The organism is Paraeggerthella hominis, from assembly GCF_021044775.1.
Taxonomy (GTDB): domain Bacteria; phylum Actinomycetota; class Coriobacteriia; order Coriobacteriales; family Eggerthellaceae; genus Paraeggerthella; species Paraeggerthella hominis.
In genome coordinates, this window is sequence record NZ_JAJNOQ010000003.1 from 242,546 (window position 1) to 269,260 (window position 26,715).

The following is a 26,715-nucleotide window of genomic DNA, read 5'->3' on the forward strand; positions in this document are numbered from 1 at the left end:
AATTCCGTGTTACGATGCGCGGCGAAACGGTTGCACATCGTACGGAAGGAATATGTCATGCTGGACGAAACGTGGTGGACGCGGGCGGCGTCGTTTCATGGGCACACGTGCCCGGGGCTCGCTATAGGATTCAAAGCGTGCGAAGGGGCCATTGCGGAGCTGGGACTCGATGCGGCGAGGCTTCCCGCCGTTGACGAGGAGATCGTGTGCGTGACCGAGAACGATGCGTGCGGCGTGGATGCCGTGCAGGTTGTTCTGGGCTGCACGTACGGCAAGTCGAACCTGATTCCCCGATTGCGCGGCAAGATGGCGTTCTCGTTCTTCGTGCGCGGCACCGACCGCGCCGTGCGCCTTGTGTTCACGGCCCGATCCGGCGAGAGAAGCCGCGACGAATTTCAATCGTACATCCTGAGCACGCCGTACGACCAGCTGTTCGACGTGGGGCTGCCCTCGTACGGTCTTCCGGAACCTGCGCGGCTGTTCGCGTCGCAGGAGTGCGCGGTGTGCGGCGAATCGACGGCCGAGTACGGCTTGCGCGTGCAGCAGGGCGCTTTGGTGTGCCGCGATTGCTACGACGCGTACGCGCGGGAGGGAATCTGGTGATTCGGTCCCTGATGGCTGCCGAAGGCGATGCGGGCGTTTCGGCTTCGGCTTCGGCAGCTTCGGCTTCGGCGGCCTCGGCGCGCGGTTCGGGAAGGGCGGCGCATGCTCAGGCGCGCATCGAGCGACGGAACTGGCTGGTTGTCGCCGTGCTTGTTGCCGTGTGCGTCGCGGTTTCTCTGTGCGCGCTCGCAAGCGGCGCTTCCGACATGAACCCGCTTGCCAGCGCGCAGGCGCTGTTGGGGATCGGGTCCGCGCAGGACGTCATGACCGTGCGATCCATTCGTCTGCCGCGCGTGCTGTGCGCTATCGTTTCCGGCGCCGGCCTGGCGCTGGCGGGAGCCGTGCTGCAAAGCGTTCTGGAGAATCCGCTCGCATCCGCATCGACCGTGGGGATTTCCCAGGGAGCTGCCTTCGGCGCCACGTTGGCCCTTCTTGTGGTGGCTCCTGTTGTGGCGGGCGCTTCCACGGGGATCGGCATGGGCGCCGTCGCCCTGTTCGCGTTCGCTGGCGCCTTGGCGTCGAGCGCGGTGGTGCTGCTGTTCTCGCGGCTGGGGTCTTCCAGCCCGGAGAGCATCGTGCTCGTGGGCGTTGCGCTTTCGGCTTTGTGGGCGGGCGCGTCGACCATCATCCAGTATTTTTCAGACGATCTTGCCCTGACGAAAGTGATCTTTTGGCAGTTCGGCGATCTGGGCCGTGCAACGTGGTCTCAAATCGGCTTCATGGCCCTGGTGGGTGCTGCGTGCGCGCTGTACTTTTTCGCGAATCGCTGGAACTACAATGCGTTGCAAAACGGCGGCCAGGTTGCGGGCGGCTTGGGCGTGAACGTGGTGCGTTGCCGCGTGCTGGGCGTTGTGGCGTCTACGGTCATGGCGGCGGCGATGGTGTCGTTCGTGGGGCTTGTCAACTTCATCGGGCTCATTGCCCCTCATATTGCTCGCCGTCTTGTGGGCAACGACTACCGCTTCCTGCTGCCGGCATCGCTTGTCCTGGGGTCGATCATCATGCTGGCCAGCGACCTTGCGGCGCGCATGGTCATATCGCCCGTGGTGCTCCCCATTGGCGCCATCACGTCGTTTCTGGGCGCGCCGCTGTTTTTGTACCTGCTGTACAAGGGGTGCAAGCGATGAGGTGCGAGCAGTTGGGGAAGGGCGATCCTGCCGTGAGCGTCGAGGAGGCGCGGGCACTGCTCCAGGAGGTGTTCGACGCTCCTGCGGCCGATTCGCGAATCCCCGAGCGCCCCGTGCTGTCCGCCGAGGCGGTGGCGTATGCGTACCCCGCTGCCGAAAAGCCGGTGTTTCGCGGCATCGACGTGCAGGCGACCGCGGGGTCGATGCTGGCCATCCTGGGAAACAACGGAGCAGGGAAGTCTACGCTGCTCAACGTTTTGGCGGGCATCGTTCGCCCGAGCGAGGGGTCGGTGAAGGTCGATGGTCGCGACGTCGCGTCGCTCGGCCGCCGCGACGTCGCCCGCCGCATTGCCTTGGTTGCGCAGCAGCAGCGTATCCCTCACTTGAGCGTGTACGACCAGGTGCTGTTGGGGCGAAAGCCGCATGTTTCGTGGTCGTTGTCCGATCGCGATCGCCGGGTGGTGTCCGCTATGATCGAGCGTCTGGGGCTTGAGCGATTCGCCGCGCGCTATCTTGACGAGCTGTCCGGAGGCGAGCGTCAGAAGGTGTTCATCGCCCGTGCGCTTGCGCAGGAGCCGAAGGTTTTGCTGCTCGACGAGCCCACGAGCGCGCTCGATCCGAAGAACCAGCTGGAGGTTTTGGGCATCGTGCGCGACGTGACCGCTTCGGAGTCCATCGCTTCGGTGCTGGTGATCCACGACATCAACCTGGCATTGCGATTCTGCGATCGTTTTTTACTGGTGCGCGATGGCTGCGTGGTGGCGTACGGCGACCGCGAGGCGGTGACCGACGAGGCTCTGTCGGCCACGTACGACGTGGGCTTCAAGGTGGACGCGGTGGGCGACGTTCCGGTAGCCGTGCCGCTTGGCTGACGGCGCGGCGCAACGGGTGCTCGCTATCGTTCGCGGTCGCAAGGCGCGCCCGCTTTCATTGTCGATCCAAAAACACGTTTTCGGGGCCGAAAACGTGTTTTTGGATCGACAATTCCCGGAGCCGACCGCGAACGAGCGAGGTGACGGGTGCCGCCGTCCCGTTGCGCGGGCGCGCAACGGGACGTTCGGGTGCTCGACGCCGAGGTCGAGCACCCGAACGCACGAATGCGGGAGGTTGCGCGGCTGCTCCGTAGCCCTGCGGCCGTGCTCGGGCGCTACAGGTTTGCCAGATCGATCTGCTTGAATTCGCACCCTTCGGCGGCAAGGTCGCTCGAAAGCCTGGCTCCCAAGAAGAACTCCGTGATCTCGTCGAGCTTTTGCGTGGGATCGATGTCGGCGAACTGCGCGGGGTAGACGGTTGCTCCTACTTGGTAGCAGTTTGCCAAGGCCAGCTCGATGTTGGTGGCGTAGAAGCGATAGGCGATGAGCGTGCTCACCTTGCCGTCCTGCACCGCCTTGAGCGCGGAGAAGTAGGAGGGATTGGCTTCGTAGTCCTCTTTCACGAGCGGCAGGTTCCCGCTTTCGACGAACACGTAGTCGGGCTGTGCGCTGGAGATGGCTTCGAGGTCGATGTCGAAAGCTCCGCTCGCGCCGTTCACATCGGCGACGTTTTTCACGTTGGTCGCCTGGAAGGGCGGGAAGTTCGCTTCCGTTCCCGCGAAGCCGTGCCCGCCGCGGAAGCTGATGCCGGCTGCGTACGCCGTTTTGACCTGGTCGGCGGGAAGGTTGGCCGTGCGCTTCTCGAGGTCTGCGCGCGTGTCCTCCATGTAGCGGACGATGTCCGCCGCGCGCTCCTGCTTGCCAACGATGCCTCCAACCAGGTTGACGTTGTCGTAGAACGCCTGGTCGAACACCACGTTGCTCAAGGTCAGGCATACTACGGGAACGCCGGTCCTTTCTTGGAGGGCGTCGGCGGCGTCTTTGTCGATCGAGGCGAACACGACATCGGGCGCCGCTTGCATGATGGCTTCCTCGTTCGGGGTGGTTCCCTTCGACCCTCCGTCGCCGATGACGGGCAGGTTCTTGAACGTTTCGTGGTTGACGTGGCGATAGCTGCAGGTGACGTTGTCCTTCAGCTCGGACTGCTCCACGCCGACCACCTTGTCTGCGGCGTTCAGATACGAGATCAGCCGCAGCGAGCTCGATCCGATGCCTATGAGGCGTTGCGCTTCGGCAGGGACTTCGACGCTGCGACCGAGCATGTCGGTAACCGTGACGGTTTGCGAAGTTGCCGGAGGATCCTGCTGTGCGCTCTCGGTTTGTCCGGCGCCGCATCCTCCTAGGCATAGGATGCTGATCGCGGCGGCCAGCAGCACCGCGGCGATCAGCCGAAGCCGTTTCGTCGTTTTCAGTTGGGGCATGTTGATTCCTTTCGTTTAGGCCTCCCTCTTGCGCGATGGTAACACGGAATAGAAATTCGTAACATCATATTAATACTAAATCGGAATTCGTAACACCAAGAAGAGCGAGCGGTTGCGGGCGTTGCGCTGCTCATGCGTGCTCGACGTTTGCCTCGGGCAACTTTCTGTGCCCCAAGGCGCCCGTTTCGCGGTACCATGGTTGCGAGCAAAAGACGAGAGACGGCGGCTCGGCGGGGGATTCGCCGCAGCCGCGCAAGGAGACGCATTGGGCACCCTGAACAACCTGCCCATTGGGAAGGCCGCCACGGTGGTGGGGGTTGGCGGCGAAGGATCGCTTCGCCAGCACTTCCTGGACATGGGCATTATTCCGCAAGTCGACATCGCCATGGTGAAGCATGCTCCCATGGGCGATCCCGTGGAGGTGCGCGTCCACGGCTACGAGCTGACGCTGCGTTTGGACGATGCGCAGAAGATCGAGATCGACGATGTGCGCGAAGCCAGCGAACCTCGCCGGGAGCCGCTTGCGCGGCGCCCCTTGCCTCACCCGGGTTTGGGCGAGGGCGGGAAGTTCCACGACAAGGCCGCCGAAAGCCCGCTGCCCGAAGGAACGCCGCTCACCTTCGCTCTCGTGGGAAACCAAAACTGCGGCAAAACAACCCTGTTCAATCAGCTGACCGGCGCGAACCAGCACGTGGGCAACTTCCCTGGGGTGACGGTCGACCGCAAGGACGGCGTGGTCAAGGGGCATCCCGAGGCGTTGGTAACGGATCTTCCGGGCATCTACTCGATGTCGCCCCACTCGAGCGAAGAGGTGGTTACCAGGCGGTTTTTGCTGGAGGATCGTCCGCGCGGCATCATCAACATCGTGGACGCCACCAATATCGAGCGCAACCTGTACCTGACCATGCAGCTGCTCGAGCTGGACATACCCATGGTGCTGGCCCTTAACATGATGGACGAGATGGAGGGCAACGGCGGCACTGTCCTGGTGAACGAGATGGAAGAGCTGCTGGGCATTCCAGTGGTTCCCATTTCGGCGTCCAAGAACGCGGGCATCGAGGAGCTGGTGGAGCACGCGCTGCATGTGGCGCGTTTCCAGGAGCCGCCTGTTCGCCAGGACTTCTGCGCGGCTGACGAGCATGGCGGCGCCGTGCACCGCTGCCTGCACGGCATCATGGCGCTGATCGACGACCATGCCGAGCGCGCGGGCATTCCGCCGCGGTTCGCCGCCAGCAAGCTGGCGGAGGGCGACGCGCTTGTTTTGGAGAAGCTGCATTTGGATCAAAACGAGAAGGACATGCTCGACCACATCGTGGCCCAAATGGAGGCTGAACGCGGTCTCGACCGCGCGGCGGCTATCGCCGACATGCGTTTTTGCTTCATCGGGCGCGTGTGCGAAGACACGGTGGTCAGGCCGCACGAGAGCCGCGAGCATGCGCGCAGCATGCTTGTCGATCGCGTGCTGACCGGCACCTATACGGCCATACCCGCCTTCGCGGCCATCATGGCGCTTGTGTTCTGGCTTACGTTCGACGTGGTGGGCGCCTGGCTTTCGGAGGTTCTGGACGCCGGCATCGGGTGGCTTACCGACGTGACCGCCGCCGCGCTGACTGCCGCCCAGGTGAACGAGGGGCTGCGATCGCTTGTCATCGACGGCGTGTTCAACGGGGTGGGAAGCGTGCTCAGCTTCCTGCCGATTATCGTCACGCTGTTCTTCTTCCTGTCGCTTCTTGAAGATTCCGGCTACATGGCGCGCGTGGCGTTCGTCATGGACAAGCTGTTGCGCAAGATAGGCCTGTCGGGGCGCAGCATCGTGCCCATGCTGATCGGATTCGGGTGCACGGTTCCGGCCGTGATGGCGTCGCGCACGCTGCCGTCCGAACGGGATCGCAAGATGACCATCCTGCTCACTCCGTATATGAGCTGTTCGGCTAAGCTGCCCATTTACGCGTTCTTCACGGCGGCGTTCTTCCCGACGAGCGGGGCCTTGGTGATGGTGGGCCTGTATTTCGGCGGCATTGCGGTGGGCGTGCTGGTGGCGCTGGCGTTGCGCCGCACGTTGTTCTCGGGCGAGGCCGTGCCGTTCGTCATGGAGCTGCCGAACTACCGCATGCCCAGCGCGCGCAGCGTCGGTCAGCTGCTGTGGGAGAAGGCGAAGGATTTCCTGGAGCGCGCCTTCACGGTCATTTTCGTGGCGACCATCGTCATCTGGTTCTTGCAGACGTTCGACTTCGGCTTGAACATGGTGGCGAGCTCCGAGGACAGCATGCTGGCCGTGGTGGCCGGCTGGATCGCCCCGGTGTTCGCGCCGCTCGGATTCGGGGATTGGCGGATTTCGACGGCGCTCGTCACCGGCTTCATGGCCAAGGAAAGCGTCGTGTCCACGCTGTCCATCCTGTTCGGCAACACGGCGAGCCTGGTTGCCGTCATGAGCTCCGTGGCCGCGTTGGCTTTGCTGGTGTTCTGCCTGCTGTACACGCCGTGCGTGGCGGCGGTGGCGGCGGTGAAGCGCGAACTGGGCGGGAAGTGGGCGCTCGGCGTGGTGTTCGGCCAGTTGGCGGTGGCGTGGGTTGCCGCGTTCGTCGTGCACGGCGTGGGAACGCTTGCGGTGGACGCCGGAGAGAACGCGTGGACGCTGGCGGTGGGCGCGCTGGTGGCGGTGCTCGTCGTGCTGGCTTTGGCGCGCATGCGCTCGCGCCGCGCGAAGGGAAGCGGATGCGGGTTGTCGTGCGATGGCTGCGAAGGCTGCGCGCAGGTGCCGGTGCCGCGCGCGGCTGACGGGGACGGCGGGTCGTTCGGATCCGAGCCTGCGCGCGCCGATGCGCAGCGTGACGATCGGGCGCGAAGGCGCTAGAGCTTCAACGAAGGTGAAACGGGCGGCATCGAGGCTGCCCGCCGCCCTGCCGCGTCGAGCCGTTCGCGCGGGCGGCCATGCGAACGCGTGCTTGGGAATACGGGAGGATTGACTGCTGATGGTCGAGATGGACGGTGCGGCGTTGGGCTGCATTCTCGTGGTGGAGGACGACCCCGACATCAACGCGCTGCTGGGCACCGTCATGACGCGGGCCGGCTATCGCGCGGTGCATGCGTATTCGGGCACCGAGGCGCGGCTTCATCTGGAGCGCGAAGCGTTCGACCTGGTTTTGCTGGACATGATGCTGCCGGGCATGGACGGCCCGGAGCTGATCGCGTTCATGCGCGCCGACCGGAGGCTGAAGACGCCCGTCATCGTAGTGTCGGCAAAGGCGGGGCTGTCCGACAAGGTGGACATGCTGGCCCAGGGCGCCGACGACTACCTGGTGAAGCCGTTTCAGCCCGAAGAACTGGTCGCGCGCGTGCAGGCCGTGCTGCGGCGCGCGGGCGCCGCGTTGCCAGCAGAGCGCGAGGAGTCGTACTCGTTCAAGAACCTGCGCCTCGATGCGGCTACGCGCCGGGTGTTTCTCGGTGGCGAGGAGGTGGCGCTGACCGCGCACGAGTTCGATATTCTGCACGTGCTTATGCAGGCGCCCGACAAGGTGTTTTCGCGCGAGCTGCTGTACGAGCTGGTATGGAAGAGCGGCTACTACGGCGAGGACAACACGGTCAACGTGCACGTGAGCAACATCCGCAAGAAACTTGCCGCCGTCGAGCCGGATGAAGAGTACGTCAAAACCGTTTGGGGCATCGGTTTCAAGCTGTCGTGAGCCTTTCGGGGGTCCGGACGGGGCTGGTGGGATTGACGGAGGCGAACGCCTCAATTTGCCACGGAGGTTTCCAGGTTCTGTCAAAACGGACGAGTTTTGCGGGGATTTTTCGCCTCTTGCAGGCAGGTTGCCAAGGGGCGTTTTTCATCATGCCTGTTCAGAGGCTTGCGCGTTGCATTTATCCTGACTTGAGGATCAGCAAAACTCGTTCGTTTTGACAGAACCTCGATGAAGAGGGTGTGGCGAAGCGACGACGGGAACAGGATGTGACGGGACGAGTGCGTGGTTCGTCGGGCTCGGGCGGCTCGGCGGGTTCGACGGCGCGTCGGCCTCCTGCCGAAAGCTCGACGTGCGATCGCATCTTTATTCTTTCTTTATCCTTTCTTGAGGACTTATTTCACGTCGGGGCGGTAAGGTTCTCTCGTGCGATGGCGAACCGAGATCGACGAGGTCCGCCCATTGCGAAGCGACGATGAGGAAAGGCAAGCGGAAACCATGGAATCGGTTATCGAGACAAGAGGGCTGACGAAGCGCTACGGCGACGTTCGCGCGCTCGAGGATGTGAGCGTCATCGTGCGCCGCGGCGAGGTGTTCGGCCTGGTGGGAGACAACGGAGCCGGTAAATCGACTCTGTTCAAGCTGCTGTGCGGCCTTGCGTTTCCCACCGAGGGCGAACTGCGCCTGCTCGGCGCGAGCGCGCCGCGCAACCTTGAGCGGCAGCGGGCGCGCATCGGGGTCGTCATCGAGCAGCCCGGCTTCTATCCGGCCTTGAGCGTGGAGAAGAACCTGGAATGCTGCCGCATCCGCAGGGGCGTTCCCGGCAGGGACGCGGTTTCGCGCGTGCTCGACACCGTGGGGCTGTCGTACGCGAAGGACCGTGCGTGCCGCGACCTGTCGATGGGCATGAAACAGCGGCTGGGCCTGGCCATGGCGTTGCTGGGGGAGCCGGAGGTGCTTATTTTGGACGAGCCGACGAACGGGCTCGATCCCAGCGGCATCGTCGAGATGCGCGTTCTTCTGCAAAGGCTCAATCGGGAAAAGGGCATCACCGTGGTGGTGTCGAGCCATCATCTGGCCGAGCTTGAGCAGATGGCCACGGTCTACGCGTTTTTGAGCAAGGGCCGGCTTTTGGAGCAGGTGGGCGCCGAGGAGCTTCGTGTGCGCTGCGCCGACTGCATAGACATCGCCGTGTCGGACACCCCGCGCTACGCGGTTCTTTTGGAAACCGAGCTGCACCACGACCGCTACCAGGTTCTTCCTGACTCCACGGTTCGCATTCTCGATCCGCAGCACGGCATCGAGGCGTTCAGCGCGCTGGCGAGCGCGCACGGCATGGGCGTTTCCAAGCTGGAACGTCGAAAGATGTCGCTTGAGCAGTACTATCTGGAAATGAAGGAGCGGGGGGCAACATGCTGCTGAACTATATGAAAAGCGAGTGGTACCGCATTGCGCGGAGCAAGGAAGGATACCTGCTCGTGGGCGTTTTGTGCGCGATCGTGCTGGCTGCGAACGTGCTTCTGGCCGTCATGGCCGGCACGCCCGACTTCCCGTACGCCACCGCGCGTTTTTCACTCAGCAACGTGATCATGTCGCTGGGGGCGTTGTTTCTCATGGCCGGGCTGCTGGTTTGGCTGTTGTTCGGCGACGATCGCAAGAACGGCACGCTCAAAAACGAGATAGCCCAAGGGCTTGCGCGGCGCGACCTGTTCGCAGGTAAGTGCCTGGTGTCGATTGCGTGGGGCTTGATGGGGCTGGCGGTCATCCTGATCGTGTACGTTGGCAGCGCGGCGCTGCTTCTGGAAGGCCCCGTTTTAGAACCTGCGACGCACCTGGTCAAAGGCGTGCTCTCGGCTTTGCCGTTCACGGTGGCGTGCGTGGTGCTGGCAGTTGCCGCGTGCATCGTCTCGCCGAAGCCCGCCAACGCGTTTATGATATGGTTGACCGTCGTGTGCCTGGTTCCCATGGCGCTCGACGCGGTGGGCCGCGTGGTCGAGCCGGTGGCCGTGCTTGCCAGCTGGATGCCGTACAACTTCTTCGCGAACGAGGTGCTCATCAACATGAGCGGCGCGGCGGAGTTCTTATGGGATACGCCGCAAGGCTTGGCGAAGTGCCTGATCTCCGGGTTCGCGGGCATCGCGGCGTTCTCGGCGGCGGGCTTGTGGCGCATTGGAAAAACGGAACTGTAGCGGAAGGGGGAGGGCATGCCGAACGGGGCGTTCGCTATCTCGCTGCTGCTCGCGCTGGGCGCGGCGGCATGGTTCGGCATGCGCTGCTTCGCGCTCAAGCGGTCGCTGCGTCGCGCCGATCGCGAGCTGCGCGATATCGTGGAGCATCTGGAGGACAACCGCATCGTGAAGATGCCGTGTCCCGACCGCGACCTGGAAGCCTTCCTGCGCACCGTGAACCGCGCGCTTGACGGCATCCGCCGCCAGTCGGTGCTCTACGCGCGTCGCGAGGTTCAGCTGAAAGAGCAGATCGAGCGTATAAGCCACGACTTGCGCACGCCGCTCACTTCGATCCAGGGCTACTTGGCGCTTGTCGATGCGGGACCTTTGAGCGAAGAGGATCGCGCGGCGCTTGCCACGGTCGAGCGCAAGGCGGAATCGCTGCAGCGCCTGATCGCGCAATTCTACGAGCTTTCGCGCGTGCGCGGCGAGGGGTTTTCCCTGGAGCTTGCAAAGGTGGACGCGGCAAGGCTGCTGCGCGAATCGATCGCGGGACAGTACCGGTTGCTGGAGAGGCGGGGGACGAGCGTGCGCGCGTCCATCCCGGACGGCCCGCTTTTCGCGCGCGCGAACGCCGATGCCGTGGAGCGCGTGTTCGCGAACCTGGTGCACAATGCCGGCAAGTACGCGGCAAGCTGCTTTGTCGTGGACGCGGCGTACGCGCGCGAAGGATCGGCGCCGTGCGGCGGCTGGGTGACGGTGTCGTTTGCCAACGATGCCGAAGGCATCGACGAGCACCAGGTTGCGCGCTTGTTCGAGCCGTTTTACACGGTCGACTCCGCCCGATCCCAGGAAAGCTCCGGATTGGGGCTTTCGATCGCGCGTCACCTGGTGGAGCGTATGGGCGGCGCGCTTGATGCGCGCGTCGAAGCGCGGGACGCGTCGACGTGGATCGTGTTCGAGGCTAGATTGCCCGCTTGTCCAAGCGATTCTCGGTAGACGCTCGGGGTGGCGCCGTAAATGCGCGCGAACAGCTCGGCCAGCCGTTCGGGACGATAGCCCACGGTTGCGGCAGCTTGCGCGACGGACGCGCCGCTCGAGGCGAGCAGTTCGGCCGCGCGTGCGCACCGTTTTCGCTGACGGTATTCGACGATGGTGCACCCGTAGGCTTGCTTGAATGCTCGACGCAGCTTCGTTTGCCCCATGCACGCGATGCGCGTCAGTTCAAGGGCGCTGACGGGATCGGCCAGCCGTTCGTCGAGGCGTTTCCGAACGCGTTCGATCGCGCGGGCGTCTTCGCGCGAAAGCGCGCTTGCGAACGGGCTTCTTGCTTCGTCGATGCCCGACCGCGCGGCTAGGCTGCGCGACTTGTCCACCACAAGGGCCACCGCCTCCTCCACCTTGCTTCGATAGAACAGCCGTGCCGATGCCCCCGTGCCGCGGTACGCTTCGATTTGCTTCATCAGCACGATCATCTCGGAAAAATCGGTCAGTCCGTCAATGCTTGCGAACGCATCTTCGGCGGAAAAGGACTCTCCGCGGTATATCGCGCCCAGGTAGCGTTCGTAAAAGGGCGGCGTCAGCATGATGCCCACGCTGTGCAGAAGCTGGCCTGCTTTGTGGGAGGAGTTCCAGGAGCATCCTTTGGTGGCGTGCCCCTCCAAGTACGGGGCTTTTACGACGAGCCCCGTGTCCTGCCTGACGTACGATCCTGCTTGCAGGTAGCTCACCGACACGAGTCGCGGATGAAGGCAGTGCTGCTGAAAATCTCGGCGAAATCTCATCGAGGTAACCGATACGGCGAAATCCCGATTCGCGTACACCCAATAGTAGCCGGATGCCTGGTCTTCGGGCGCGTAAAAGAAGCGCCCTTCGCGCAGCGGCGTAGCGTGCCCGTCGGCGCTCGTGTGCGGAACTTCGCGCATGTTCAGGTCGCGTACGCAGGGCAGCACGATGTCTTGCATGATATTGAACGTAGAGCCTTCCTGTCGATTCAACGCGACCTCCTTGCGATTCGACGCGTTTGCTCTCTTGCGCTTGCGCGTTGCTTGCATGACTCATAAGTTAGATAAAGTTAACATAAAAGGAGGAACGTGCGGCATCGCATGCCGTCGTTCGCAATAGTCACACGTTCCGAAGGAGACGCCATGACTCGTCAGCAAGAAAAGCGCGCCGTTATGCTTGAGCAATCGCCCGGAAGGCTGATGGCGTCGTTGAGCCTTCCGGGCATCGTCGGCATGCTCGTCATAGGCTTGTACACGTTCGTCGATGCCATATACGCCGGTCAGCTTATCGGCGTGGACGCCATGGGCGCCGTTTCGGTGGCGTATCCGTTCACGTTCGTCAGCTCTGGCCTGGCGGCCATGATCGGCATGGGGTCGGCTTCGGTGCTCTCTCGCGCCATCGGCGCGTGCGACCAGCGAACCATCGAAAAGGTCATGGGAAACCTTGTGGTTGCTAGCGTGGGATTTTCCCTGGTCATCACGGTGATCGGCGTCGTGTTCACGCGGCCGTTGCTGATGCTGACGGGCGTTGAGGGCCCGATGCTCGACATGGCCGTGTCCTACCTGCGCATTCTTTTCATGGGAAGCCTGTTCGTCAACTTCGCGCAAAGCTCGAACATGGTCATGCGCGGCGAAGGCGAGCTTGTTCGCGCTATGGCCATCATGGGCGGCGGTGCGGTTCTGAACATGGTGTTGGCTCCGTTGTTCATCCTTGCCTTGCGCGATCAGGGGCTGGGCATCGAAGGAGCGGGCATTGCCACCGTGCTTTCCCAGGTTGTTCTGGGAGGGGTCATGCTGTGGTGGTTCGTCAAGCGCGAGAAAACGGCGCGTATCGGACGGTTGGCCATTGATCGAGACGTTATGTCCGAAGTTCTGAAGGTGGGCGTGTCGGCTTTTCTCATGCAGGTGCTGACGCTGGTTCAGCAGGCCGTCGTGTACCGAGCCGCAGCTGAATGGGGCGGACCTGAATGGCAGGTGCTTTTCGGCGCCGCCATGCGCATCCAGGCGTTCGCCTTCATTCCCCTGTGGGGCATGAGCAACGGCTACCAGCCGGCGGTTGGAACGAACTTCGGCGCGGGAAGGTACGACCGCGTGCGCAAGGTGACGGCGGCTTTCTGTTTGGGATCGACGGGCTTGGCCTTGGTGTTCTGGGTTCCCGCCATGCTGGCTCCGCACGCGGCGCTTTCGCTTTTCATTACCGACCCGGCCATCGTGGCCATGGGCGCACAGGATTTCCGCATCCTGTTCTTCCCGTACGTTGCCATGGGGGCTATGGTCATGGGCATTACGCTGCTGCAGGCCGTTGGGCAGGGAGGCAAGGCGACCGTCCTTGCGCTGGCGCGCCCCATCCTTCTGTTCATTCCGCTGGTGCTGGCCGTTCCCCGCATTGCCGGTCTGGGCATTCACGGCGTGTGGCTGGCCTGCATGCTGACCGACTCCCTGTTGGCGGTGGCTACGGTCATCGTGATGGTCTCGACGCTTCGCCGGATAGGATCGGGCGCTCGGCCTGCTGGCGCATGCGAGGCGCCGCCTGATAACGAGGGTCTTGCGCAAGCGTAGGGCCTTGCGGGACGGACGGGTCGGGCGGGACGCAAGGCGTTGCGAGCGCCTCGCGCCGCTCGGCTCGGCTCGGACTCCGCTCGGCTCGGCTCGGACTCCGCTCGGCTCGCCCGCCCTTCGTTTGCGAGCGAGCGGCGGGCGCGCTAGCGTGAAGCGGCGTTGACGGCGGCCACGGCTCCGTCAGCTACGGCGGTGGCCACCTGCCGCACCTGCTTCACGCGAATGTCGCCGGCGGCGTACACGCCGGGCAGCGCGGTTTCCATGCGCTCGTTCGTGGGGATGTACCCGTCTTGCAGTACCAGCTGGTCCGCGTAGAGCTGGGTGTTGGGGGCGCAGCCCGCGTATACGAACACTCCGCAGCCGGGATCTTCGATTGTGCGCGTGCTGCCGTCTGCGAGCGATACGAGGTCGATCGCCTCCACGCGGTCGGCGCCGTGCAGGGCACCGACGGCCGTGAAAGGGATCACTTCGATCGCGGGGGTTGCTGCCACCTTGCGGCGGAATTCGTCGACGCAGGCAAGTTCGCGCTCCACGCACACGATGCGAACGCGATGCGCGAAGCGCGCGAGGAACAGCGCTTCTTTGACCGCTCCGTCCGCGCCTCCGATGACGTAGACGCTCTTTCCGCGATAGGCGGCCCCGTCGCGCGCGGCGTTGAGTCCGCAGCCCTTTCCCGTCAGCTCGACTTCGCCGGGCACGTCCAAGACGCGCGGCGTACCGCCGTTTGCCAGCACGATGCGCGGCGCGCGGTAGACGTCCGTGCCGGTGCTGATCGTTTTGATCTCGTCGGCAAGCGCAACGCGTCGAACCTGCTGGTACGCGATGTCGACGCCCGCCGCGATCGCCTGGTCTTGCAGCCTCCGCGCGAACGCGGCGCCGGATTCCGCTTCGGGCATTCCGGCGTAATGGGTGACGGTCGATACGCTTCCGATGATGCCGCCCACCGACTCCCGCTCCAGCACAAGCGTCTTGAGGCCGCGGCTGACTGCGTAGATGCCGGCGCTGATGCCCGCTGGTCCCGCTCCTACGATGACGATGTCGTAATCGTGCATGATGATGCCTCCTTCGCATGGCGTTTCGTCCATTGTAGGCGCGCGTGCTTCCGGGGTGCCCGCACCTTTGCTTATCTGCCTATAACGATGCGTTATGGATGCGGTCGGGGTGCGGTGGCTGCTTCGCAGGCGCTTGGCTCGCAAGTCCCTGCCGATCCGCGGGCGGCGCTTGTCGCGTCGGCAGCGCCCGGAAAAGCGGCCCGCACGTCTGCTTTTCGCGCAGGCGGCGCAGGTTAGCCGCTATCATGGGCTTGTTGAGAAACCCGACTGCCGACGGCATCCGTCGCTCTATCAGGAGGAAGGCCCTTATGAACCTGGTTTGCTTGGATTTGGAAGGCGTGCTGGTCCCGGAAATTTGGATCGCGTTCGCAAAGGAGACCGGCATCCCGGAACTCGAGCGCACCACGCGCGATGAGCCCGATTACGACAAGCTGATGGCGTACCGCCTGAACATCCTGCGCGAGCACGGCTTGGGCCTCAAGGAGATCCAGGAGACCATCGCGCGCATCGATCCGCTTCCGGGCGCCAAGGAATTCCTGGACGAGCTGCGCGCCACAACGCAGGCTATCATCATCAGCGACACGTTTACGCAGTTCGCGATGCCTCTCATGGCGAAGCTGGGCTGGCCTACGCTGTTCTGCAACGAGCTCGAGGTTGCCGAAAGCGGCGAGATCACCGGCTTTCGCATGCGCTGCGAGCAGTCGAAGCTGACCACGGTGCGCGCGTTGCAATCGTGCGGGTTCGACACCATCGCCGCAGGCGACAGCTTCAACGACTTGGGCATGATCAAGGCCGGCAAAGCGGGCTTCCTGTTCAAGAGCCCCGATTCCATCAAGGCCGACAATCCCGAGCTGCCGGCCTTCGACGAATACGACGACCTGTTGGCGGCCATCAAGGCAGCGCTGGTTTAGCGTCGCCGTCTTCAAGCGGGCGGCGCGCTGTTCTCGGCGTACCGCCCGCCTTCCATGAGAGCAGCGTGGCCGAGTTCGCAATGACCACGATCGATCCTGCGTTGTGCACGAGCGCCCCCACAACGGGATCGAGCACGCCCGTCATGGCCAGGGCGATTGCGATGAAGTTGAGGGTCATCGAGAACGTCATGTTCAGCTTGATGGCGGTCATCATACGGCGAGAAATCGCAAGCAAGTGGGGAAGGGCTGCGATGTCGTCGTGCACGAGCGCTATGTCGGCGGCGTCCACGGCGATGTCGCTGCCCGTTCCCCCCATGGCAATGCCCACGGTTGCGCGCTTGAGCGCGGGCGCGTCGTTGATGCCGTCGCCCACCATGCATACGGGCTCGCCCGCCGCCTCAAGGCGCTCGATGGCGGCGGTTTTGCTTTCGGGCAGGCAGTTGGCGCTCACGTTCTCGATGCCGACCTGCGCTGCTATGCGCCGTGCCGCTCGGTCGTGGTCTCCCGTCAGAAGGATGGGCTCGATGCCGAGCGCCCTGATGCCCTCGATGGTTTTGCGCGCCGTGTCCCGCACGGTGTCGGACAGGGCGACGAATCCCGCTGCGCGCCCGTTCACGGCGGCGAGCACCAAGGTGCATCCTTGGTCGGCGTGCGGCAGCGAGGACGTCTCGATCCCTTCGATGCCGAGAACTCCCTGTTCCAGCAAAAGCCCCCGGTTGCCGGCAAGCACATCGTTTTCTTGAACGGAAGCTCGAACGCCGCGCCCGGGGATCATCTGGAAGGTTGCGGGGGGCAGGGGGTCGGCTGCGCTCGCTTTGGTTGTCGCGTGCTCGCGCCACCCGCGTACCACCGCCTTGCCCAGGGGATGCTCGCTCATGCTTTCCGCTGAGGCAACCAAGGAGTACAGGCGATCGCCCCCGCTTACGGCGGTTACCTGCGGCTGTCCGTGAGTGAGCGTTCCCGTTTTGTCGAACGCCACTTTGCGCACCGTTGCCAGGCGTTCGAGCGCATCGCCTTCGCGCACAAGAATCCCGTGCTTGGTCACGTTGCCGATGGCCGCCATAATGGCGGTCGGCGTAGCCAGAACCAGAGCGCAAGGGCAGAATACGACCAGGATAGTGACCGCTCGGATGATCTCGCCCGTGACCATCCAGGTGCCGCCAGCGGCCGCCAACGCCACGACGACGATCCACGTAGCCCAGCGGTCGGCCAGCCGAACGATCTTGGCTTTGCCCGCGTCGGCAGATTCCACCAGGCTGATCATGCGGGCGAGCGAGCTGTCCTCGCCAACGCGCTCGGCGCGCATCTCGAACGCTCCGAATTGGTTCACCGTACCGCTTTTCACCTGGTCGCCCGGTGCTTTGTCCACGGGAAGCGGCTCGCCGGTCATCACCGATTCGTCAATGGAAGTGCAGCCGCTGATCACGGTGCCGTCGACCGCTACCGTTTCTCCTGGAAGCACGCGCACAACGTCTCCAGCCTGCACGTCTTGGGCGGGGACGGTGCGCACGTCGTCTCCGTGCACGATACGCGCCGTTCGCGGGGACAGTTTGACCAGGCCCTCGATGCCTGCCCGTGCTTTCGCTACCGTCAGCTCCTCCAAAAGCGCGCCAAGCTGCATGATGAGGGCGACTTCGCCCGCGGCGAAATTCTCGCCGATGGCCACCGCGGCGATGAGCGCCATGGAAACAAGGACGTCGGCTTTGACATCGAACTCGGTGACCAGGCCTATGACCGCGCCGATCACGATGGGCGCGCCGCATAAGACGATGGCGATCCATGCCGGATCGAAGGGGAGCAGTCCGGGCGCGAAGAAGCTGACGGCAAGCGCCAAGGCCGAAACCGCCAGCAAGACGATGTCTTTGCGGGTGCCGCCCGCATCCATGAGCTCTTCTACCTTTTCCAACGTCGGTATGCGCACCGCGACCATCTCCTTATACATATACCTATAGGGGTATATGTATAATAGCGCGCCGATAAAAATTATCCAAGGAAAACTTTTATGGTATGAAGCATGTTTCGCTGTCGTATAGGGGAGTAGCGGGGACCTTGCGCGCGAAAAACCGCTTTCGCTGGCAGGTTTTTGCGTTTAGGGGTTGTCGCATCCGTCCGGGTAGGCGTCTATGAACGCGCGCCGTGGAAGCCCAAAGCTATGACCAGGCAAAACGGAAAGCACGCTGTGCTTCAGCGAAGGGAAGGCTCGACCCGACGACCTCAAACCGTCAAAACCTGCCAGCGAAGGCGGTTTTTCGCGCGCAAGGTCCCCGCTGCGAGGTATGCGGCGGCCGAACCCGGGTCGACGACCCTGTCGTGCAGCCGCTCTCGGGTCGGCGACCTTGCCGTGCGGTCGCTCTCGGGTCGGCGACTCTGTCGTGCAGCCGAGCCCCGGCTTCAACTGCGCGGCAAGGCGAAGCGCGGCGGTCGGAAGCAACGGGGCGGGGCGTCGAAGCGACTCGCACGGTTTTTCGCGCGCGTAAAACGCCGAACGCTGCGAGCAGGTTGTGATCGCAGCGTTCGGCGTTGGGGCGCGGTGGCTCTTGCGCGCCGTCACTTCATGTTCGAAAAGCGCTCCACCGCTTTCGTGAAGCTTTCTATGGTCTTGTCGGCGTCGCCGTGCTCGATGCCGTCGCGTACGCAATGCTGGATGTGTCCCTCAAGAACTACCTGCCCGCACTTGTGAAGCGCCGATTTTGCGGCGTTGATCTGCGAAAGCACGTCTTCGCAAGGCACGTCTTGGTCCACCATGCGGTCGATGGCCTGCACCTGCCCGATGATTTTCTTCAGCCTGCGATGCAGGTTGTCGGCGTCCATGCACTGCTTCATGACGTTCCTTTCGACGGCGCCGCATGTCCCGTCGTTTGCGGCGCATGCTCGTATTGTACTGGAAAAGCGCAGCCGGCGCGTTCGGGCGCGACGCGGTAGCGCTTCTCGAACCGCAGGAAGAACGCCACCAGCAAACCGGCCGCCATAAGCGAGAACGGCACTCCCACAAGGCTCGGCCACGCGTATCCGGCTCCTGCGTTGAGCACGGCCTGCCCGATCATCGCCCCGAACGCGTTGCCCAGGTTGTACGCCACCTGCACGCACGCCGACCCGATCATCTCGCCGCCGCCGCGCCCGACGTTCACCATGAGCAGCTGTTGGGGGCTGGATACGAAGAACATGCCGAACGCGCACGCGAACATGAGCGCGGCGGACGACGGCTGCGTTCCCGAGAACAGGAAGATAAGCGCGAGCGTCGCGCAGCCCACGGTCTGCCCGATTGCCGACGTCTTTCCCGGCGTGGTTCGATCCGATACGCGCCCGCCCGCCAGCGACCCGATCACCATGCCCAGGCCCGCCAGCACCAAAAGCGCGGGAACCTGGAATGCGGGAAACCCTCCTACGTCGGTCAGCCAGGGCGAGACGTAGCTCCACCAGCAGAACACGCCCGTGTTTCCCAGCAGCACCGCGCCGATGACCAGCCAGGGGCCGGGTTTTTTCAGGAAGCGGAACTGGCCGGCAAGGCCCGCGTCGGGAATGGGATCGATGCGCGGGACGAAGCGCAGCACGAGTAGCAGCGACCCGACGGCCCAAACCGCGACGAAAAGAAACGCCGCGCGCCATGACAGCATGCCCGCCAAAAGCGTGCCGCCGGGCACGCCGAGCATGTTCGCCATCGTCTGGCCGAGCACCATGATGGAGACGGCCTGGCCCTCGCGCCCCGGGTCGGCCAGCTTTTTCGCCGCGATGGTGGCGGTGCCGAAGAACGCGCCGTGGGGGAGCCCCGAAACGAAGCGGGCCGCTGTGAGCGCTTCTGCACTGGGAGCTGCCGCCGCCGCAGCGTTGCCGACTACCATCAGCGCCACGAACAGGAGCAAAAGCCTTTTCGGGGGCACGCGCCTCCCGAACACCAGAAACAGCGTCCCTGCGCATACGCCCAAGGCGTACGAGGATATGAAGGTTCCGGCGTCCGGGACGCTGACGCCCAGGCCGGCCGCGGCGATGGGAAGGATGCCCATCATGACGAACTCGGAAAATCCCAAGGCGAACGATCCGGTGGCAAGGGCTATGAGGCTTCGTTTCATGGGTCGGTGCGGTCCTTTCGAGATCGAGCCGACCCAGTATGCCACCGCTGCTGCGGACAGCGCGGCGATTTTACCAGGATTGAACGCGGGTTCACAAAATGTGCGGACGTCGGGCGGGCGGCAGCCTAGCCCGCGTGCGCGGCAGCCGCAACCGCGCACGCGGGCTAGGGCTGCAACCGCCTCAGCCGCCCGCCCGACGACTCAAATCCCTATTCGCCCAGCACGTTGCCCACGCGCACGCATTCGGCGCTGGCTTCGTCGTCGGGGTAGTCCTTGGCGATGACGGAGTCCGCCACGATCAAGCCGGCTTCCTCGGCGCGATGCTCCCAAAGCTCCATCCATTCGCCGTCGTTCCAATCGTACGAGCCGAACAGCACCACCGTGCGACCGGCCAGCTTAGGCTCCACTTCCTCGTACATGGGAAGAAACTCGCCGTCCTCCAGCTCCTCGTCGCCCATAGCGGGGCATCCCAGGGCGAAGGCGTCGTAATCGGCCACGTGGGATGCGTGGAAGTCGGACGCTTGGAAGATGTCCGCCGTGCTTCCCTTCGCGCGCACGCCCTGCGCTATAAGGTCGGCCATGGCCTCGGTGTTTCCCGTTCCGCTCCAGAAAACGATTGCGATCTTGCTCATGTCATGCTCCTATCGGGTTGGTGTTCCTTCGCTGGTCGAGCGACGCGGACGCGTTGCCGAAACAAGCTGCGCGCCCGTGTCGCCCGACGCCTGCGTCGGGGTTCGGCACGTGGTTCTAGCCGGCGGCGCGAAACGCCTCTGCGGCGGGGAAGTCCTCGTCAAGCGAGGCGAGGCATTCCAGGGGAACCCCCTCGTCGAACAAGCACTCGTACACGGTGGTGCAGTTTTTGTAGCAGCAGAAGCATGCTTGGGCGTCGCGTTCCTGCGCGTACACCTTCCAGCAGCCGCTGCACAGGAAGTTCTCGCCGCGGTTCTCGATGAATCCCACCACGTCTTCGTAGGGGTAGCCCAAAAAGAACCCGATCTCGTGAGGGAACGAGCAGCAGCCGGTCAGCTGGCTTTTCACGTCCGTTCCGCAGATACGGCGGTGCAGGCGCTCTATGCATGTGGAAAGGCAGGAGGGGTCGTAGCCTTCCTTGCGCAGGTATGCCGCTACGTTTTCCTGCTGGATGCTCAGCTTGAGAAGATGGGGTCGGTACACGTATATAAGGGGGCCGGCCGGTCGTCGCGCCAGCACCTCGATGCGCACGCCGCACGGTGCCAGCTTGACGCGCGCGGTGCGAAGCGCCTTCGAGAAGCTGTCCTGGTACTCGTGCGGGTCCACCGGGTTCGGTCCGTTTCCGCGAATTCCCGGCACCGATTCGTCGCGGCAGGTGAACAGGTTGGCCGGCTTGAGCGCTGCCAGCACGGGGGTGCAATGGTGGATGAGCTTTCGCTCGAAGTCCAACCGGTAGTGCATGTCGTCCATAATATCCGTTCTACTCGGAAAAGTTAGATTAAGGTAACTTATAACGAACGAAGCGGTACGCGTCAAGGGATGCGTGCGAAAAAAGCTGCAAGATGCACTCGATTGCGCTGCGGCGGAGGGGGCCGCGCGCCAGCGACGCGGCGCGAAGGGGGCTTTTCGGCGTCGGCATCGTTTCGCATGCCCGTTCGCGGCAGGGAAGGAACCGGTCGCAGGCGGGTATCGGGGATGCCGGTTGACCTTGTAATTGTTGCAACCCCCAGGATGGACCCATGCCCGAAAGCGATGAACGCCCGTTTTGGTTTTCATCCGCTTCGTTTCCGTTACGAACCTGTCCAAGCAAGAGCAGCGAAGAAGAAGGAGGCAGAACCATGAAGGCAACCAATAAGAAGACAGCAGCGAAGAATGCTTCGGTCCGCTCGGCGGCGTCGGCATCGTATCCTGGCGCAGACGAGCTTGTGGCTCGGATCGGCCAGCTCCATGGGCAAGAGCTCCGCTGCGCCGTGCGAGGGCTTGACGAAGCCGAGCTTCTGGCGTTCGCGGCATCCGATCGGGTCAGCCGCGCCGCGCGCATCGCCGCCACGGCCGCGCTCGACGACGTCGACCTTTTGATCTCGCTTGCATGCGCCGACGTGGCGACGTTCGTCCGGCGCGACGCCTTGCGCCGCATCGAGGAAGTGCTCGACGGGGGTCCTGTCGCAGCTGAGAAGATCGAGCGCCTGCTGCCGTGCCTTGGCGATCCCGACCTGATCGCGTTCGCCGTGGCCCTGATGGACGAGAGCGGCTTCGACTGGTGCGCGCGCTGCGATCGCGGCGTTGGGCACGTGCTGTGCGCAGCCATGAGCGGATGCCGCTCCATCAACGAGTCCGTCCTGCTGGAAGACGCGTTCGCCCAGCTGGCGCACTGCCGCCCCGACTTGCGCGCCGACCTGCAGGCATGCACTCCGGAAAGCTTCATTCCCCGCACCGTGTACACCCCCATGATCGCGAGCGGCTCGCTGCTCGTCGACAACGTGGCGTAATCGACGAAAGAAAAGATAGGAGCCCGCTATGAGAAAGACGAACACGCGCAACGCCTTCATCAGGCAGATGCTCGAAAACGAGCGCCTTATCGAGGCATCCCCCGAGTTCAGCTACAAGGCCCTTGTCAAGAGCCGCCAGGATTACGACGAGCTGTACCGCCGATCCATCGAAGAGCCGGAGGCGTTCTGGGGCCAGATGGCGTCCGAGAACCTTGATTGGTACCGCGGCTGGGACGCAGTGGAGGAGTACGACTTCAGCTCGGACGAGCCTTTCGTCCGCTACTTCCGCGGCGGACAGATCAACGTGTCGTACAACTGCCTGGACCGCCATCTGGACGGCCCGCGCCGCAACAAGGCCGCGCTCATCTGGCAGGGGGAACCTTCGGAGGAAGTGGACGTCTACACCTACCAGCGCCTCCACCGCGAGGTTTGCAAGGCGGCCAACATGCTGTCCAGTTTGGGCGTGAAGCGCGGCGACCGCGTGGTGCTGTACCTGCCCATGGTGCCGCAGCTGGTCATCTCCATGCTGGCGTGCGCGCGCATCGGCGCCGTGCACTGCGTGGTGTTCAGCGGGCTTTCCGCCGAAGCGCTCAAAGACCGCATCGAAGACTCGGGCGCTACCGTGGTGATCACCGCGAACTACGGGTACCGTTCCGGCAAGATCCTGCACCTCAAGGACATCTGCGACAAGGCTGTGGAAGCATGCCCGCAGGTCAAGCACTGCGTGGTGGTGCGGCGCATCGAGAAGCGCACGGAAATGGCGGCCGATCGCGACGTGTGGTGGGACGACATCATGGCCGGCGAGGCTCCGTCGTTCGAGCCCGAGCGCATGGAGTCGAACGATCCGCTGTTCATCCTGTACACAAGCGGCAGCACGGCGAAGCCCAAGGGCATCGTCCACGGCAGCGGCGGGTACCTTCTGTACGCGACGCTCACCACGAAGTACTCGTTCGACCTGAAGGAGAACGACATCTTCTGGTGCACTGCCGACGCGGGCTGGATCACGGGCCATTCCTACCTGGTGTACGGGCCTTTGGCCAACGGCGCCACGGCGCTCATGTTCGAGGGCGTTCCCAACTATCCCAAGCCCGACCGGTACTGGGAAGTGGTCGAGAAGTTCGGCGTGAACGTTTTGTACACGGCCCCGACCGCCATTCGCTCCATGATGAAGGACGGCGAGCGCTGGGTGAACGAGCACGACATCAGCAGCTTGCGCTTGCTGGGGTCGGTAGGCGAGCCTATCACGTCGAAAGCGTGGCTGTGGTACTACTCGGCCATCGGCCAGGGCCGATGCCCCATCGCCGACACCTGGTGGCAGACCGAGACCGGCGGCGTCATGATCACCACGCTGCCCGGCGCCGTGGACATGAAGCCCGGATCCGCTGCGCTGCCGTTCTTCGGCATCGTGCCCAAGGTGGTGGGCGTCGACGGCGAGGAAACCGCGGCGGGAGAGTCGGGAAGCCTTATGATCGCGCGCCCGTGGCCTGGCATGATGCTGGGAGTGCACGGGAATCGCGACACGTTCAAGAACGTGTACTTCCCGGTGCCGGGCGCGTACTTGACCGGCGACGGAGCCTATCGCGACGAGGACGGGTACTTCTGGATCACGGGCCGCATCGACGACGTCATCAACGTGTCGGGCCATCGCATCGGCTCGGCCGAGATCGAAAGCGCGCTCGTGTCCTGCCTGCAGGTTGCCGAAGCCGCGGTGGTGGGCTACCCCCATCCGGTCAAAGGCGAGGGCATCTACGCGTACGTGACGGTCAAGGAGGGCGCGGTCATCAACGACGACTTGCGTGACGAACTGCGCAATCAAGTGCGCGAGGTCATCGGGCCTATCGCCACGCCCGACGTGATCCACTTCGCGAAGGCGCTGCCCAAGACCCGAAGCGGCAAGATCATGCGTCGTATCCTGCGCAAGATCGCCGCCAAGGAAACCGATAACCTGGGCGAGATATCGACGCTTTCCGAGCCGTCCGTCGTGGCGCAGCTCATCAAGGAAACCGGCCGCATGAGCGCCTAACCGGTCGATGGAATGGAAGAAGGGCCGCATCGAGGAAAGATGCGGCCCTTCTTTTGCGTTGCACCCGAATTTCAAGCTGCCCTTTGGTTCAAGGCTGCCGTGCGGGCGGGAGCCTCGCCGACCGGGGGCGCCGTTCGTTTCGCCCGCACGGCGCGCATGCGCGCCGTTACTCTTCTATCAAGGTGGATATGTGCAGAAGGTAGTCCTCGGGGGAATCCGAGGTCAGATACGAGTTCACGTCCATCTCGAAAATGGGCCCCGCCTGGGTGAACCCCTCTTCTTCGATGTAGGTCAGCAGGTCGGCGTAGGATTGCGCGACCGTACGAGGGCCTCCCTGATGCAGGATGACCGCATACGTCCCCTTGGGCTTGCGCAAGATGCGCCCGTCGAGCTTCTCGGGGTTTTTCGGCGGATCGATCCAGGTGATCAGCTTGGTGTAGCGAAACGCTTCAGCGTGCTCGGCGTCCGGGACGTCCACGATCCTTCCCAGGGGAAACGTGGCAACGCTCGCGGCGGTCCTGCAGAACCGCGCGTGCTCGCTGATGGCCTGGGCGTAGGTGTGCTCCGTGTGCGAGCACGCGATGTCGGTGGTGATGAAGCAAAGCTCGTCCCAGTTGGCAAGCGAGGGCTTGCTTTTGGGGAAGCGAAGCGCGCGCTGGGTGATGTAGCGCATCTTCTCCATCATGCCGATGCGCGCGTTCAGCACGTCGCGCTGGCGCTGCAGGCAATCGATGCGTTCTTGAATGCTTCCCAAGAACAGCTCGGTGGTGCGATGGTCCAGGTAATCGCGGATCTCCTTCGTCGACATGCCGGCGTCCATGAAGAAGCGGATGGCGTCGTAGAGGTACAGCTGCTCAAGCGAGTAGTACCGATAGCCGTTGTCGGCTATGATCTTGGGTTTTAGCAGGTCGATGCGGTCGTAGTGGATCAACAGCTCCCTGCTGATGTTGCACATGCGAGAGAATTCTCCCGACGAGAGCAGCATGGGCTGCCTCCTTTCGCGGGCGCGGCGCGGCGCCGGACGATCCTTGGTGCGGCACGGCGCGAGCGACCCGGCTCGAATCCGACCGTTGGTAAAAGGAAATATTAGCACGCGCGCGTACGCAATCGGTCGCGGAAACGGGCAGCGAGGGGAACGCGCCCGCAAGCGACCGTCAATCTTGCGTAAAAAGAGCCGGTACCTGTCAGAAAGTTCTTGATTTCCGACAGGTACCGGATTATTATGTGCTCCTGCATTATGAAAGGTACCTGTCAAACCTTCTGGGGGAGCGCGATATGGACGAGAATTCGAAGTGCTCCAATCACGGGGGCGAAGGCATCGAGGCGGCGGCGAATCGGATCGTCGACGAGCCTGCGCTCGACGCTAACGTGCTGCTCTACGAAAAGCTCGTCGCGCTTCAGCACCTGCTTATACGAAGACGGTTCTCGGTCGAAGGCGGAAGTCCTTTGGCTGATCCGACGCGCGGGCAGGGCAGGATCTTGGCGCTCCTGAAGGTGAAAGACGGCGTGAGTACGAAAGACATGTCCAACGTGCTCGACATCAGGACCTCGTCGCTCAACGAGCTTCTGGGAAAGCTCGAAGGCAAGGGCTACGTTTCCCGCGAGCAGTCGGAAGAAGACGGGCGCGTGATGGTGGTCAAGCTTACGGACAAGGGCCGGGCCGTCAAGCAGCCTTCCGCCAAGGAAGGCCCTGCGGATATGTTCGACTGCCTCGAGGAGTTCGAGAAGGAGCTGTTCGGCTCATACCTCGATCGCGTCGTGGCTGTGCTTGAAGACGAGATAGACGAATGCGAAGAAGGCGGCTTGGAAGCGGTTCGCCGTCAACGCGAAGAGGCGTTTCGAAGGTTGTTCGGCGAGGATGACCGATTCGATGCGGAAGAGGGGCTTCCCCACTTTGCGGCGTTCGGGGCGTTGGCTCATTTTGAAGGATTCGATTCGTTCGGCGGCAAACGGCGCGATGGTCGCGACGGCACCCGGCGCGGCGGTAGGCGAGGAGGCAGCATACATGAGGGAGCATAATAAAACGAACGTCCCGGACTCGAGGAGGAGCGTCGTGGTGGGCGCGTCCTCCGTTGCTCCGGCGAACGTGATCGATCCGTTTGCCGAAGGCGCCTTCTCCGGCGGCTTTTCCGAGGAGATGCGGGCCATGGCGTTCGGGCTGGTCTTGCAGCTTGGCGAGGACGACTCGGATCTGCGCGCCGCGAACGAAGACGGCGAGATCGTTGGGTCTGCGGCTACGTTTCGCCTCGCGCACCAAGAAGATATAGCCACCATCTGCGATTTCCGCTGCGCGCAGTCGGTCGAGTACTGGGGGCTCGCCCCGTCGGGCGATGCGTGCAGGCTGTTCCATGCCGAGACCGAGGCGTTCCTGCGCCGCACGCTCAACACCAGCGTGTTCTTCGCGCTGGTGGAGCAGGGCGGCGAGGTTGTCTCGATGTCCGGCCTGGAAGCTGCCGACCGCATTCCCACCATCAGCGCCCACGGCGGCGCCCAGCGCAGCGCTACCGTGGTTGCGTGCTACACGCCGCCGCAGCATCGCGGCAGGGGGTTCATGCGCCGCATGCTGTCGGCATGGACGTCCATGGCCCCTATGCTGGGCATCGACACCATCTACATGGAAACGCACAACGATTCGATGCGGCACCTGGCGCAATCGGCCGGCTACGAGCATGTGTCCGACAAGTACCGTCTGACCCTGCCCGTGGGCGAGCCGCTTGGCACCGACGCCGATTCTCAGGTGCGGTTGGTCGCCGCCTGCTAGCTTGGCGG

Annotated in this window: 23 protein-coding genes; 14 read left to right on the forward strand and 9 right to left on the reverse strand. The window is 63.7% G+C overall.

Annotated features, from left to right (window positions below; all coding sequences use genetic code 11):
* The first annotated feature begins 57 nt into the window (after positions 1–57).
* Genes LQE90_RS04895 through LQE90_RS04905 form a run of 3 tightly spaced genes read left to right on the forward strand, consistent with a single transcriptional unit; the run spans position 58 to position 2,602 of the window.
* Positions 58–603 (forward strand): FmdE family protein, encoded by a 546-nt coding sequence (locus tag LQE90_RS04895; RefSeq protein WP_216528865.1) that lies wholly within the window; start codon positions 58–60, stop codon positions 601–603.
* The gene (locus tag LQE90_RS04900) at positions 600–1,730 is read left to right on the forward strand and encodes a FecCD family ABC transporter permease (protein ID WP_231088207.1); all 1,131 of its coding nucleotides are present in this window, start codon (positions 600–602) and stop codon (positions 1,728–1,730) included. Before LQE90_RS04895 ends, LQE90_RS04900 begins: the two co-directional genes overlap by 4 nt.
* Positions 1,727–2,602, forward strand: a complete 876-nt coding sequence (locus LQE90_RS04905; RefSeq protein WP_225748826.1) for an ABC transporter ATP-binding protein — start codon at positions 1,727–1,729, stop codon at positions 2,600–2,602. The genes LQE90_RS04900 and LQE90_RS04905 overlap by 4 nt, the downstream gene beginning before the upstream one ends.
* Before the next feature lie 275 nt (positions 2,603–2,877).
* On the opposite strand, the gene LQE90_RS04910 is transcribed toward LQE90_RS04905, so the two are convergent.
* A complete protein-coding gene (locus tag LQE90_RS04910; RefSeq protein ID WP_216529995.1) occupies positions 2,878–4,023 on the reverse strand; it encodes an ABC transporter substrate-binding protein in 1,146 nt (381 codons plus the stop codon).
* Positions 4,024–4,288: 265 nt separating this feature from the next.
* On the opposite strand from LQE90_RS04910, the gene feoB reads away from it, so the two are divergent.
* From feoB to LQE90_RS04935, 5 genes are all read left to right on the forward strand, one after another.
* Positions 4,289–6,877 (forward strand): ferrous iron transport protein B, encoded by a 2,589-nt coding sequence (gene feoB, locus LQE90_RS04915; protein WP_216529994.1) that lies wholly within the window; start codon positions 4,289–4,291, stop codon positions 6,875–6,877.
* A gap of 118 nt (positions 6,878–6,995) precedes the next feature.
* Positions 6,996–7,706, forward strand: coding sequence for a response regulator transcription factor (locus tag LQE90_RS04920; RefSeq protein ID WP_231088208.1), 711 nt, complete (start codon positions 6,996–6,998; stop codon positions 7,704–7,706).
* A 495-nt stretch (positions 7,707–8,201) separates the two neighbouring features.
* Complete coding sequence (locus LQE90_RS04925; RefSeq protein WP_216529993.1) at positions 8,202–9,125, forward strand: ABC transporter ATP-binding protein; 924 nt, start codon at positions 8,202–8,204, stop codon at positions 9,123–9,125.
* A complete protein-coding gene (locus LQE90_RS04930) occupies positions 9,116–9,892 on the forward strand; it encodes an ABC transporter permease (RefSeq protein WP_114566832.1) in 777 nt (258 codons plus the stop codon). Before LQE90_RS04925 ends, LQE90_RS04930 begins: the two co-directional genes overlap by 10 nt.
* A gap of 15 nt (positions 9,893–9,907) precedes the next feature.
* Complete coding sequence (locus LQE90_RS04935) at positions 9,908–10,870, forward strand: sensor histidine kinase (RefSeq protein ID WP_216529992.1); 963 nt, start codon at positions 9,908–9,910, stop codon at positions 10,868–10,870.
* Here LQE90_RS04935 and LQE90_RS04940 read toward each other — a convergent pair.
* Positions 10,756–11,868 (reverse strand): helix-turn-helix domain-containing protein, encoded by a 1,113-nt coding sequence (locus tag LQE90_RS04940; protein WP_231088209.1) that lies wholly within the window; start codon positions 11,866–11,868, stop codon positions 10,756–10,758. The two genes, LQE90_RS04935 and LQE90_RS04940, sit on opposite strands and share 115 nt — an antisense overlap.
* A 150-nt stretch (positions 11,869–12,018) precedes the next feature.
* Between LQE90_RS04940 and LQE90_RS04945 the strand changes: the two genes are divergently transcribed.
* On the forward strand, positions 12,019–13,434 hold the full coding sequence (locus tag LQE90_RS04945; RefSeq protein WP_216529990.1) for an MATE family efflux transporter: 1,416 nt from the start codon (positions 12,019–12,021) through the stop codon (positions 13,432–13,434).
* 143 nt (positions 13,435–13,577) lie between these two features.
* Here the strand turns inward: LQE90_RS04945 and LQE90_RS04950 are convergent, their stop codons facing one another.
* Positions 13,578–14,486 (reverse strand): NAD(P)/FAD-dependent oxidoreductase, encoded by a 909-nt coding sequence (locus LQE90_RS04950; protein WP_216529989.1) that lies wholly within the window; start codon positions 14,484–14,486, stop codon positions 13,578–13,580.
* Positions 14,487–14,731: 245 nt separating this feature from the next.
* Here LQE90_RS04950 and thrH point away from each other — a divergent pair, with 245 nt between their 5' ends.
* Positions 14,732–15,397: a bifunctional phosphoserine phosphatase/homoserine phosphotransferase ThrH gene (thrH, locus tag LQE90_RS04955; protein ID WP_231088210.1), complete on the forward strand. Its 666-nt coding sequence runs from the start codon at positions 14,732–14,734 to the stop codon at positions 15,395–15,397.
* Here the strand turns inward: thrH and LQE90_RS04960 are convergent.
* The 5 genes from LQE90_RS04960 to LQE90_RS04980 form a co-directional block, all read right to left on the reverse strand.
* Positions 15,378–17,327 carry a heavy metal translocating P-type ATPase gene (locus tag LQE90_RS04960; protein WP_231088215.1) on the reverse strand — a complete coding sequence of 650 codons (1,950 nt, stop codon included), beginning with the start codon at positions 17,325–17,327 and terminating at the stop codon, positions 15,378–15,380. The two genes, thrH and LQE90_RS04960, sit on opposite strands and share 20 nt — an antisense overlap.
* Positions 17,328–17,944: 617 nt before the next feature.
* Positions 17,945–18,220, reverse strand: a complete 276-nt coding sequence (locus LQE90_RS04965) for a metal-sensing transcriptional repressor (protein ID WP_114566838.1) — start codon at positions 18,218–18,220, stop codon at positions 17,945–17,947.
* The gene (locus LQE90_RS04970; protein ID WP_216529987.1) at positions 18,217–19,464 is read right to left on the reverse strand and encodes an MFS transporter; all 1,248 of its coding nucleotides are present in this window, start codon (positions 19,462–19,464) and stop codon (positions 18,217–18,219) included. Before LQE90_RS04970 ends, LQE90_RS04965 begins: the two co-directional genes overlap by 4 nt.
* A 209-nt stretch (positions 19,465–19,673) precedes the next feature.
* On the reverse strand, positions 19,674–20,096 hold the full coding sequence (locus tag LQE90_RS04975; RefSeq protein ID WP_114566840.1) for a flavodoxin: 423 nt from the start codon (positions 20,094–20,096) through the stop codon (positions 19,674–19,676).
* A gap of 115 nt (positions 20,097–20,211) precedes the next feature.
* Positions 20,212–20,904 (reverse strand): DUF3793 family protein, encoded by a 693-nt coding sequence (locus tag LQE90_RS04980; protein WP_216529986.1) that lies wholly within the window; start codon positions 20,902–20,904, stop codon positions 20,212–20,214.
* Between the two features lie 368 nt (positions 20,905–21,272).
* On the opposite strand from LQE90_RS04980, the gene LQE90_RS04985 reads away from it, so the two are divergent.
* On the forward strand, positions 21,273–21,923 hold the full coding sequence (locus LQE90_RS04985) for a hypothetical protein (protein WP_216529985.1): 651 nt from the start codon (positions 21,273–21,275) through the stop codon (positions 21,921–21,923).
* Between the two features lie 28 nt (positions 21,924–21,951).
* On the forward strand, positions 21,952–23,946 hold the full coding sequence (acs, locus tag LQE90_RS04990) for an acetate--CoA ligase (protein WP_216529984.1): 1,995 nt from the start codon (positions 21,952–21,954) through the stop codon (positions 23,944–23,946).
* Between the two features lie 166 nt (positions 23,947–24,112).
* On the opposite strand, the gene LQE90_RS04995 is transcribed toward acs, so the two are convergent.
* On the reverse strand, positions 24,113–24,931 hold the full coding sequence (locus LQE90_RS04995) for a MerR family transcriptional regulator (protein WP_216529983.1): 819 nt from the start codon (positions 24,929–24,931) through the stop codon (positions 24,113–24,115).
* A 290-nt stretch (positions 24,932–25,221) separates the two neighbouring features.
* Here LQE90_RS04995 and LQE90_RS05000 point away from each other — a divergent pair, with 290 nt between their 5' ends.
* Both LQE90_RS05000 and LQE90_RS05005 read left to right on the forward strand, forming a co-directional pair.
* On the forward strand, positions 25,222–25,965 hold the full coding sequence (locus LQE90_RS05000; RefSeq protein WP_114566845.1) for a MarR family transcriptional regulator: 744 nt from the start codon (positions 25,222–25,224) through the stop codon (positions 25,963–25,965).
* Positions 25,952–26,707, forward strand: a complete 756-nt coding sequence (locus LQE90_RS05005) for a GNAT family N-acetyltransferase (RefSeq protein WP_147269863.1) — start codon at positions 25,952–25,954, stop codon at positions 26,705–26,707. The genes LQE90_RS05000 and LQE90_RS05005 overlap by 14 nt, the downstream gene beginning before the upstream one ends.
* Positions 26,708–26,715 lie beyond the last annotated feature (8 nt).